Origin of the sequence: Mesorhizobium sp. M7A.F.Ca.CA.003.01.2.1, from assembly GCF_003998945.1 — a bacterium.
In the GTDB taxonomy this organism is placed as follows: Bacteria; Pseudomonadota; Alphaproteobacteria; order Rhizobiales; family Rhizobiaceae; genus Mesorhizobium; species Mesorhizobium ciceri.
The window spans coordinates 1-11,136 of record NZ_RZRA01000053.1 but is presented as its reverse complement, the minus strand read 5'-3'; the positions used below and the strand labels follow the sequence as shown (position 1 = coordinate 11,136).

General features: G+C 63.5%; 10 protein-coding genes. 2 read left to right on the top strand and 8 right to left on the bottom strand.

What is annotated here, in order from left to right; all coding sequences use genetic code 11:
- Positions 1 to 281: 281 nt before the first annotated feature.
- The gene (locus EN969_RS04320; protein ID WP_063168545.1) at positions 282 to 1,226 is read right to left on the bottom strand and encodes an ABC transporter substrate-binding protein; all 945 of its coding nucleotides are present in this window, start codon (positions 1,224 to 1,226) and stop codon (positions 282 to 284) included.
- A gap of 180 nt (positions 1,227 to 1,406) precedes the next feature.
- On the opposite strand from EN969_RS04320, the gene EN969_RS04315 reads away from it, so the two are divergent.
- Positions 1,407 to 3,533, top strand: a complete 2,127-nt coding sequence (locus EN969_RS04315; protein ID WP_063168546.1) for a TonB-dependent hemoglobin/transferrin/lactoferrin family receptor — start codon at positions 1,407 to 1,409, stop codon at positions 3,531 to 3,533.
- A 2-nt stretch (positions 3,534 to 3,535) separates the two neighbouring features.
- On the top strand, positions 3,536 to 4,621 hold the full coding sequence (locus EN969_RS04310) for a siderophore-interacting protein (protein WP_063168547.1): 1,086 nt from the start codon (positions 3,536 to 3,538) through the stop codon (positions 4,619 to 4,621).
- Here the strand turns inward: EN969_RS04310 and EN969_RS04305 are convergent.
- The 7 genes from EN969_RS04305 to EN969_RS04275 form a co-directional block, all read right to left on the bottom strand.
- Complete coding sequence (locus EN969_RS04305; protein ID WP_013530810.1) at positions 4,582 to 5,040, bottom strand: DUF126 domain-containing protein; 459 nt, start codon at positions 5,038 to 5,040, stop codon at positions 4,582 to 4,584. The two genes, EN969_RS04310 and EN969_RS04305, sit on opposite strands and share 40 nt — an antisense overlap.
- A complete protein-coding gene (locus tag EN969_RS04300) occupies positions 5,037 to 6,287 on the bottom strand; it encodes an aconitase X (RefSeq protein ID WP_063168548.1) in 1,251 nt (416 codons plus the stop codon). Before EN969_RS04300 ends, EN969_RS04305 begins: the two co-directional genes overlap by 4 nt.
- A gap of 70 nt (positions 6,288 to 6,357) precedes the next feature.
- The gene (locus tag EN969_RS04295) at positions 6,358 to 7,422 is read right to left on the bottom strand and encodes an ABC transporter ATP-binding protein (RefSeq protein ID WP_063168549.1); all 1,065 of its coding nucleotides are present in this window, start codon (positions 7,420 to 7,422) and stop codon (positions 6,358 to 6,360) included.
- Positions 7,422 to 8,210, bottom strand: coding sequence for an ABC transporter permease (locus EN969_RS04290; RefSeq protein WP_063168550.1), 789 nt, complete (start codon positions 8,208 to 8,210; stop codon positions 7,422 to 7,424). Before EN969_RS04290 ends, EN969_RS04295 begins: the two co-directional genes overlap by 1 nt.
- Positions 8,210 to 9,073, bottom strand: coding sequence for an ABC transporter permease (locus EN969_RS04285; protein WP_013530806.1), 864 nt, complete (start codon positions 9,071 to 9,073; stop codon positions 8,210 to 8,212). Before EN969_RS04285 ends, EN969_RS04290 begins: the two co-directional genes overlap by 1 nt.
- A gap of 64 nt (positions 9,074 to 9,137) precedes the next feature.
- On the bottom strand, positions 9,138 to 10,199 hold the full coding sequence (locus tag EN969_RS04280; protein WP_013530805.1) for an ABC transporter substrate-binding protein: 1,062 nt from the start codon (positions 10,197 to 10,199) through the stop codon (positions 9,138 to 9,140).
- A 57-nt stretch (positions 10,200 to 10,256) separates the two neighbouring features.
- A partial coding sequence (locus tag EN969_RS04275; RefSeq protein WP_127418999.1) for a PfkB family carbohydrate kinase occupies positions 10,257 to 11,136 on the bottom strand: 880 nt, incomplete at its 5' end.

Here is an 11,136-nt window from a genome sequence, read left to right as displayed (position 1 = left end):
TCGATGCGCTCCCTTGTGCAACCATTTTCACAGGCCAAGATGCGAGCGCTCCGAGCGCTCGCAGTTAGTCTATGAATTTAGTATAATTATAGGCTGGAGAGCGCATTCACGGTCAACCGCGCGGCTTAGAATATCGTGCCAATGTTTCAGGCCGAGCCGCCAAGTTTGTTCGGGCGGAAGCCGATCCGGAGAAATCCGGACGGACAGCATTTATGAAGCGCAACGGGGTTCGGCGACGAAATTGTACTGCCCAGCCGAACCGTCTTGCGATTTTCGCGACGTCATTCCCCTTCCGGATAGAGCGCTTTCGCCAGGTCGCGGATCGCATCCGATGTGCGCGGGCCGAAGCCGATCATGTAGGCGCCGTCGAGCACGACCAGCGCCTTCTTGGCTGCCGCCGGCGTTGCCGCCAGCGCGCGGTTGCCGAACACCAGCTCGGCCGACGGCCCGCCCTTGCCGTCGCCCATCATCAGGATGACGTCAGGCGCCATCTCGATCAGTTTTTCCTCCGACGCCGCCTTGTAGCCCTGTACGATGTCCATAGGGTTGAGGCCGCCGGCATAGCGGATGATGGCGTCGGCAGAAGTACCCGCGCCGGCAGCGCTCAGACGTACCAGGCCATGGAAGAACACCACCTTCTTGCGCCGCTCCGGCGGAATTTGCGACGCCAGATCCGCGGCAGCCTGAAAGGCGGTGAGCACCTCGGCGGAAACCGCCTTGCCCTTGTCCTCGAGCCCAAGGCTGGCGGCGATCAACGTGATCTTGTGCTCGATGCCTTGCGGGCTGTTGTCCTGCGGGACCAAGACGATCGGAATTGCCAGCGACTTCAGCACCTCGACCGCTTCAGGAGGCCCGCTGTCTTCTGCGGCCAGGATCAGGTCGGGTCGCAGGCTGGCCAGCCCCTCGACCGAAAGCTGGCGGCGGTAGCCGACATTGGGTTTTTGCGCGACTTCAGGCGGATATTTGCTGCCGCGATCAATAGCGACGATTCGCCCGCCGGCGCCCAGCGCGTGGACGATCTCGGTGACGTCGGAACCGAGCGTCACGATCCGGGTCGCCGCGCCCGGCACGACGGTTCGTCCCAGCGCATCGACAACGGTCTCGGCGGCCAGCGCCTTGAAGCCGCAGGAAGGCGCCAGCACCGCCAGTGCCAGAAGCAGCACCGCCGCGATCCTGCCCGGTTGCGACCAGTGGGTCGTCTTGCCTTCGCCTAAACTGCCAACCATGCCGCTGTTCCCGTGCCAGATGCTTCTCGAGGATGGTCGGCTATAAATTTAAAGTTGACTTATGTCATCATGTTTAAATATGTGACCCATGCCCTGACCTGACTGGTTGAGGGATTTTCAATAATGCCAGCCAAGGCCGCTCAGCCACCGCCAGCAGTTTTGCTTTTGCTTGGGGGCTGCATGACAACGACAACAAACACGACATCGATGGCGAGCACGGCGCTCGCCTTCGTGCTCGGCCTCTGCGCCGTGCCTCTTGCCAGCGCGCAGGAACAGGACCGGGAGAAAAAGGCCGCCGCCAAGACCGGCCGCCTGGCGCCGGCCAGTGTCGCGCAGAACCAGCCGGCGACGATGCTCGACGTGATCACCATCTCGGCAACGATGATCAAAACGGCGGTGATCGAATCGATGGCCGCCATCAGCGCCGTCGATCAGGACGAACTCGACCGCATCCAGCCCGACACAGCCGCCGACATCTTCCGCACCACACCGGGCGTCGCTGCCTCGATGAATGGCGACGATCCCGCAACCGCCATCAACATCCGCGGCCTGGAGCAATATGGCCGCGTCGTCGTCACCCTCGACGGCGCCCGCCAGGACTACTGGCGCGTCGGTCATGGCTCTGGCTCGTTCTATGTCGAACCCGACCTGATCAAGGAAGCCACCGTCATTCGCGGTCCGGTCTCGAATGCCTATGGTTCCGGCGGCATCGGCGGCGTCGTCTCCTTCGAGACCAAGGATGCCGGCGATTTCCTCAAGAAGGATGAGCGCTGGGCGCTGAGCGAGAAGCTCGGCTACGAGGACAATGGCGACGGCTTCACCACCAGCACCACCGGTGCCTACCGCTTCAGCGACGATGCCGATATCATCGGCAACCTCATCTACCGCGACCGCGACAGCTACACCGATGGCAATGGCGACACCGTGCCATGGACCGGCGAGCGGGTGACCAGCGGCTATCTGAAGGCGACGTTGCGGCCGGCCGATGGCCATGAGCTGAAGCTCGGCGCCATCCTGCAGCGCTACAACGACCAGATCACCGGATCGAGCGGCTCGACCTCGCCGACCCTGAGCCGCTATGACACCGACACCACCAACCAGACCTACACCGCCGCTTACACCTGGAAGCCCGACGACAACGCGCTGATCGACTTCAGCGCCAATGCCTATCACAACCGCACCCGCGCCGAGCAGACGCAGGTCTGGCCGACCTCGGCGATCGGCAATTTCCGCTTCTACGACGTGGCCACGACAGGTTTCAATGTGAAGAACTCCTCGCGTTTCGACGTCTGGGGACTAGCACATACGCTGACCTACGGACTCGACTACTACTATCTCGAGGCCTCCTCGGAAGCGGCGCATTTCGGCGCTGGCCAACAGCAGGGTTATGGCGGCTTCCTGCAGTGGCAGGGCGATTACGGGGATTGGCTGCAGGTCATCGCGGCGATGCGCTATGACGGCTACCAGCTCGATGGCGAGACGCGCATCCCGTCACCGCAGGAAGCCTCGATCTCCGGCGATCGTTGGTCGCCGCGCCTCACCGTCGGCGTCACGCCATTCGATGGCTTCCAGCTCTATGGCACCTATTCCGAAGGCTACCGGGCGCCGGGTCTGCAGGATGTCTTCCGTGGCGGCGGCGCGCATGGCGGCGGTGATACATATCGGCCCAATCTTCTGCTGCAGCCCGAGACGGCAAAGAACTGGGAGGCCGGCGTCAACGTGAAATATGACGATGTGCTGACGGCGGGTGATCGGCTGCGCGCCAAGGTCAACGTTTTCCACACTGACGTCGAGGATTACATCGACGTCGACCTCACCGTGCTGCCGCGCACGGCAATCAACATCGGCGACGCACGCCTGAAGGGCGTAGAGGCCGAGATGGTTTATGATTATGGCTGGGGTTTCGTGAACCTCTCCGGCGCGCTGATCGACGCCAAGGTCGTCAGCGGCGTCTATTCCGGCCAGGCGTTGAACAACACGCCGCTCGACCGCTTCTCGGCCACGATCGGCTTCCGCATGCTGGAGGACCAGCTCACCGTCGGCGCGCAATATCTCAGCGTCGGCAAGATCACCCGCACCAGCCGCACCAATCCCAACGCCGTGCCGGTCGTCGATGACGGTTTCGATCTGGTCAATGTCTTCGCCAACTGGCGCGTCAACGACAACCTCAAGCTCGATTTCGGCGTCGATAACATCTTCAACACCGCCTACACCGATCCGCAAAGCGCATGGTCGACCTCGGCGGCAACAGAACAGGGCAAGGGCCGCACCTTCAAGGTGGGCCTCACCGGCAGGATCGGAGGCTGACAATGAACGAAGCATCGGTGCGTGAACTGGCCTGCGAGGCACGGCTCAACCTGCGGCGTCTGCCGGACTACATGGACAGCATCTCCGACAGGCTGCGGAGCTTCGAGGCCGATGCTTCGCATCAGGGACAGCGCATCGATTTCCGCTTTGCCTTCGGCGGCGCCTCGTTCGACATGGAGCGGCTGGTGATGCGGGCCAATGCTGCCGACCGCGACGGGCTCGCCCGTATCAAGGACCTGCTCGCCACAGCCGTACAGGTCTACGCCAAGGAGGAAAACCCCGAGATCGTCTGGACCGGCGATCTCTCAGGCGAAACCAGCCTCGCCCAGTTCCGCGAGATGGTGGTGACCGATGTTCGCGACCTCACTCCGAATATGCGCCGCATTCGTCTGACCGGCGAGAACCTCTCGCGCTTCGCCAAGTTCGGCGGCATGCATATCCGCATGCTGTTTCCGACCAGGGACGTCCCCGATCCGCTGTGGCCGGTGCTGGGCGGCAATGGCTTACCGGTCTGGCCCACCGACGACCGGCGCCCAGTGGCGCGCGTCTACACCATCCGCGCGCTCGACGTGGAAAAGGGCATCATCGATGTCGACTTCCTGATCCATCCCGGCGAGAGCGTCGGCTCCGCCTGGGCCATGCAGGCCGCGCCCAGCATGAAGGTTGGCATCATGGGCCCGGTCGGCCGTCCGGTGCGGCAGGCAGAATGGTACGTCATGGGCGCCGACGAAACCGGCTTGCCGGCGCTGGCTCGGCTGCTGGAGACGCTACCGGCCGGGACAAAAGGCGTCGCCTTCGTCGAGATCGCCAATGATGGTGAAAGACAAGCGATCAACAATGGCACGGGCATCGAGGTTCATTGGCTGACACGGGATGGCGTGGCGGCGGGCGAGGACAGACTGCTGGCCGAGGCTGTCCGCTCGGTGGCGTGGCCGCAGGACGGTTCGGCCTTCGGCTGGTTCGCGGCGGAAGCCGCTGCCGCCAAGATCGTGCGCGAATGTTGGCGCGACACGCTGGGGCTTGGTCGCGATCAAACGCTGGCGGCGGCCTATTGGCGGCGTGGCTCTGCCGGATTGATGGCGGGGTGAACTCTGATGATCGGCCCGCGGTCTTTGCCGATGCCGATATCAATTTGATCACCGGAGACAAGGTTCGAAATATCGCACACCACCAGCGGCATGCGGATGTCATAAAGAAATTCGGCAACGATGGCACCGACCGCCAGGATCGGGTCCGGCCGCTCCAGAAGAATACCGGCCGGCGCCGTGCCCCTGCGGATCGCCTCGGCCAGGACCGAGGATGAAGACGACGAGCCGCGCCCGCTCGGCATGACCAAAATCCTGCCAGCGACATTTCGGCCGAGGCCGGGGTGCGAATGGTCTGTTATCTCGCCGGTCTCGGCATCGATACCGCCCCAGAAGCTGAGCGGTTGCGAAAACACCAGCGCCTGACCCTCAGCGTCACCGGCCAGCTGGAAAGTGCCGGTTCGTTCCACCGGTCGCGTCATGACGCGCTCCGCACAACATGCCCGGCCGCAGCAGAGCGGATGCAATCCCGCATCTCGGCGAAGGCGACGGACACACCGATATTGCCGGGTGCGTAGTGCGCCCATTTGCCGGAATTGGTCATCACCACGCCATCGAGGCGTTCCAGGATCGATGTGACATAGGTGCAGGTATCGGCGACCGGGATCAGGCCGAACGCCTCCATACCGGCCAGCGCGCCCTCCTCCTGCAATCGCGTCAGCGTCGCGCGGCCGGTGTTGACATAGATCGGAATGCGCCTACCCGGTGCTGCCTCGCGCAGCAACGGCAACAGTCGCATCCATTCCTCATGCGAAAAATGCGGCGTGCCGAGCGACACGGCCGCCAGCGGCGCGCCATCGGGCACGGTCGATAGCCTGGCCAGCGCATGATCGATGTCGGCGCGGCTGATGCGGATCGTCTCGTCAGGCGCATGACCCTGGAACGCCTCGTCGAGCGTCATCGCTTCCGGCGTGATGCCGACCGCATGGAACAGCGCCACAGCACCCGTCGTTGCCGCCGCCGCGCCCAACGCCTTCAGCTGGTCCTCGTCGCGCGGTTGCGGCAGGCCGGCAATCACCGGAATGCGGTCGCCGCTCGCCTGCCCGATGACAAGTCCGATGCCGACGAACAGGCTGTCGCTCGGCTCGGGGTCGGCAAAGGCCAGTTCGAACAAGATCCGGCCGCGCCGGTTCTCGCTCAGATGCAGACCCCAGGCCGGCGCGCGCCCGGTCATGGCGCAGCACAGATCGATGAAATCGCCATAGCGGTTGGTGCGCGCGCCAATCACCGAATTGGCAAAGACGATGGCGTTGGACTCACCCCAGGCGATCTGCTGCCCAAAGCTCGGCCGGAAGCGCGTCTGGTAGGGCGCGCAGGTGAATGTCGCCTGGCAGCCGAGCTCCATATGCGCCTTCATCAACCGTCGCGCCGGCACCTCTTCGGCCGCCGGCAATTTCACCATGCCGGGATGGATGAGATCGAACGACCCGACATTCAGCGTCGTCGGCACCTGCACGCGGCCGCCACCTTCGACCAGCCGCTCGACGAAATCGAGACCGGCCTTGCCATGGTAGAGACAACCATCGATATGCGCGCCGGCAATGTCGAGCAGACGACCTGCCCCGATCGCATTGGAAAAGGCGACCAGGATTTTCATGGCAGCAGCCGCTGACAGGCCATGCTCGCCGTCGAGCATGGATCGGTCGCGTGCAGTCAGTTCCAGGGTCATCGGTATGCTCCGGGTCGTGCCCGTCTATGCTGTCCCTGATTGCGGACGGTCTGGCAAGACCCGGTGAGGATCAGTTCGCCGCGATCAACACCGTGCTTTCAGGCGACCAGCGCAGCACGACATCCTGACCTTCTGCCAGCCGTTCCATGCCGGTATTCTGCACAATCACTTTCAACGTCTGACCAGCACGCTCGACGAAATAGGTGCTGTTGCTGCCGGCGAAGATGCGCTTGGAAACCTGTCCCTTGAGCATGTTGGCGTTGCCATCCGGTGCTCCGGCATCCCTGGCGATGCGGATGCGTTCGGGCCGCACGGCACAGCTCGCCTTGGCGCCGGCGGCAAGCTTGGCACCCACACCAGCGGCAATCGCCGTTCCGTCCGCCAGCCGGATGCCATCGCCCGTGCTGTCGCCGCGAAAAATGTTGGCGTCGCCGAGGAAGGTGGCGGCGAACTCGCTCTTCGGCCTGTTATAGATCTCCTCCGGCGGCCCCTCCTGCACCAGCCTGCCGTCGCGCAATATGCCGATGCGGTCGCTCATCGTCAGCGCTTCTTCCTGGTCGTGCGTGACGAAGATGGTGGTGATGCCGATCTCGCGCTGGATGCGCTTGAGCTCGATCTGCATATCGACGCGCAGCGCCTTGTCGAGCGCGCCGAGCGGCTCGTCGAGCAAAAGCACGCGCGGCTTGGTGACGATAGCGCGGGCGAGAGCCACACGCTGCCGCTGCCCGCCGGAGAGTTGGTGCGGCCGGCGGCCACCAAGCTTGCCGAGCTGCACCAGATCGAGCGCGCGCTGCACCTCCGTTGCAATCACCGCCTTGGCCTCGCCGCGCACCGACAGGCCGAAGGCGACATTGTCGGCGACGCTCATATTGGGAAACAGCGCATAGTTCTGGAACACCATGCCGATGCGCCGCTTTTCGACCGGCACCCGCTCGACGCTCTCGCCGCCGATGGTGATGCGGCCCGAATCGGGAAAATCGAAACCGGCAATCTGGCGCAGCAGCGTGGTCTTGCCGCTGCCCGACGGCCCCAGCAGCGCATAGAACCCGCCATCGGCGAAATCGATGGAGACATTGTCCAGCGCCTTGTGTGCGCCGAAACTGCGCGAGACATCAGATACCTGCACGCCGGCCATTATTTCTCTCCGCCGAATTTGAAGAACCGCGCCGTGAGCAGCATCAGCGCCATCGACACGACAATGATGATCGTCGAGACCGCATTGATCTCGGGCGTGAATCCTTTGCGGATCGCGGCGTAGATTTCCACCGGCAGCGTCGTCTGCCCAGGCGTCGCCAGGAAATAGGACACCACGAACTGGTCGAACGACACTGCAAACGCAAACAGCCCTCCGGCAATAACGCCTGGCATGATCCAAGGCAGCGTGACGCGCCTCGTTACCTGCCACTGGTTGGCGCCGAGCGAGCGTGCCGCCTCTTCCAGCTCCGGCGCGAAGGTCTGCAGCCGGGCCGAGACGACGACGATGACATAGGGCAGCGCCAGTGCGACATGGCCAAGCAGGATCGCATGCAGCCCGCGACCGATGCCGACGCCGAAAAAGAAGATCAGCATCGCCGTGCCGGTGATCAGCCACGGAATGGCGATCGGCGGAAACAACAGCGCCTGCAGGAATTTCTTGCCGCGAAACTCATAGCGATAGAGCGCCAGCGATGCCGCCGAGCCGAGCACGACACAGATGACGGTGGTGATGACGGCGATCTCGACGCTGTTCCAGGTGGCGGCGATCAGCTGGTCGTTCTGCCACAGCGAAGCGTACCATTCGGTCGTCCATTCGAACGGCAATTGGTAGAAGGGCGAGACGTTGAACGACATCAGCGCCATGATGATGATCGGCAGATAGAGGAGGGCGAGCAGCAGACCGATGTAGAAGCGGCCAAGCCATTCGAGGACGCGGGTCGTCGCCATCACGCGGCCCTCCGCAGCACCGGCGACGCCACCGCCAGGATGACCAGCACCACGGCCAGCAGGATGAAGGAAAGCGCGGCACCGAGCGGCCAGTTGAACACGGCGACGAACTGGTCCTCGATGACCGTGCCGTAGAAGGTGCCGGTGCGACCGCCGAGGATGCGCGGCTCCATGAACGAGCCGACGACGGGGACGAAGATCAGGGCCGCACCCGCGACCAATCCGGGCATCGACAGCGGGATGATCACCCGCTTCAGCACCTGTAGCCGTGAAGCGCCAAGCGAACGCCCGGCCTCAATCAGGGAGTCATCGATCGCCTGCAGCGTGAGATAGCAGGTCAGCACCATGTAAGGCACGTAGGAATGCACCAGCCCGATGATGACGGCTGGATAGGAATACATCAGGTCGATGTTGATCTTGAACGGCAGCACGGCGTTGAGCGCGGTGTCGAGAATGCCGCCCTCGCGCAAAACCATCGCCCAGGAAAAGATGCGCACCAGCCCGTTCGACCAGAACGGCAAGATGACGAGCAGGAAGATCGCCTCGCGGCTGCGCCCCTTCAGCACTTTGGCGAGCACGTAAGCGGCGGGATAGCCGATGACGACGCACCACAGCGTCACTTCGAGGCCAAGCCGCAGTGAGGCCAGCAGCAGTGTCAGATAGAGGCTTTGCGAGAAGAAGGTGGCATAGTTGCCAAGGGTGAATGTCCACGGCTTTCCCGACAGCGGCAGCTCGGTCATGAACGAGAAAAAGACCATGGCCGAGAGCGGCAGGAAGATCGCCACCGTCAGCCAGAGATAGGCTGGCGCCAGCAGCGGCAATGCCGATCTCAGCCCGCTTCGCGACGCTGTCGCAGCTGCCATGATACCCTCCCCCAGGATTGAAACGCCAGCCGGCGCGAACCGCCGGCTGGCCGGGATGTTGGCTCTATTTCACGTCGACCTTCAACTGCTGCCACAGCGCCAGATAGGCTTCGCGCTGGGCATCGGTGATCGGCGCCTGGAACTGGATGCGTTTGGCCACCTCGGGGTCGCCCATGACCTTGCGGTTGAAGGCATCCTCGGGCAGCGCTTCCACCGCCTTGGTGTTGGCGGAGACAGGAGCACCGACCTTGGTGACCCATTCGACGTAGAATTTCGGGTCGATCATGTAGTTGATGAAAGCCTCGGCGCCGGCGACGTTCTTGGCGCCGACCGGAATGGAAAACGCGTCGAGCCAGGCGACGGCACCCTCCTGCGGCACGACCAGAGAGACCGGCAATTTGAAATGCGTCTTGGCGCGATCGGCCGAGCCGCTCCAGTAGGTGCCGATGTCGATCTGGTTGGAGGCGACCATCTGGTTCCAGTCGTTCTCCGAACTCCAGAAGGTCTTGATCTGCGGCATCAACGAGGTGAGCTTCGCCTTGACCGCATCCATATCCTTGATGTCGTTGATGTTCTGGCCCGTTGCGATGGCGCCGAACTGCACCGCTTCGACGGCATCGTCGCGAATGACGACGCGGCCCTTATGGGCGGCATCCCACATCTCGGCGATGCTCGTCGGCGGCTTGTCGAAGGATTTGTCGTTAATGGCGAGCGCGGTGAGGCCCCACACCCACGGCACGCCATAGACCTTGCCGTCATGGACGAGCATCGGCGATCCCGCCTTGTCCTTGCTGATGTCGGCGTAGTTCGGCAATTTGGAGACGTCGATCGGCTGGATCAGTTTGCCGTCCATCGCCTGGTCGTTGAAGGCGGCATTGATCATGACCACGTCGTAGAGGCCGGGATTGGTCCGGATCTTGGTCAGCATTTCCTGTTCGGAATTGAAGAAGTCGTTGACGACCTTGTTGCCGGTCGCTTTTTCGAAAGCCTCCACCGCCCATGGTTCGTCGGCGCCGTATCCCTTCCAGTTGAGCACATGCACTTCGTCAGCCTTGGCAGCGAACGCGAGTGCGGAGGTAAAGACGGCGGTCGCCGTCAGCAGAGCAGTCAAGTCAGGCATGCGCATGGTTGGTTCCTCTCTGTGGGTTTGCCCGGTTCCCGGGCTTGTCAGGCTTTCCAGCTGTTATGCATTGGCCTTCTGTGTCCGGCCTGCTCCCGACGGGTCGGCGGCATGGCTCAGGAATGTCTGGATTTGGTGGTCGGTCGGCGCCGACGAGCCGCCATGGCGGGTGACCGATATGGCCGCTGCCGCATTGGCATAGCGCGCTGCCTCGAAGGGCGGGATGCCGTGCGCCAGCGCGCTGACGAAAGCACCGATATGGGTGTCGCCGGCGCCATTGGTGTCGATGGCGGTGACTTTGAAGCCGGCAACGGTCTGCGCCGTGCCGTCGGCCAACCTGATATGGCAACCCTTTGCCCCGGAGCGGATGACCACGCCCGCTGCTTTCGGGCAGTGGTCGCCCAGCAGCCGTACCGCGAGGCCCTCGACATCGCCTGGGCCGGCAATCTCGGCGGCTTCCGTCGTGTTGCAGCTCAGCCATGTGGTGCGGGCAAGCACCCGCGACAGGATGGGACGCGGAATGTCCGTGATGACCGGCGTCGGGTCGAAGACGAAGGGAATACCTGCCGGCAGCGCCTCGATCCAATCAGTGAGCGCATCGCGACTCTTAGGGTAGCTCAGCGTGTAGCCGGAGGTGAACACCCAGTCTCCCGGCGCCACCGCGACCGGCGCCATCATGTCGAGGCTGAGAACGCTCTCCGCACCAGGCCACGACACGAAGGTGCGTTCGGCGTCGCTCGAGATCATGGCGACGCAGTTGCCGCTGTCCATCACGGGCGATGGCGGCGTCAGTGTCTCGATACCCTCGGCTATGAAAGCAGCGCGCAGGAAATCGCCATTGGGCCCGCTGCCGAGTTGGCCGCCGAACACCACCTGCCTGCCGGTGCGGCTGGCCGCCACCATCATGTTGAAGCCACCGCCGGCGACCTGGGCAAAGCTCGAT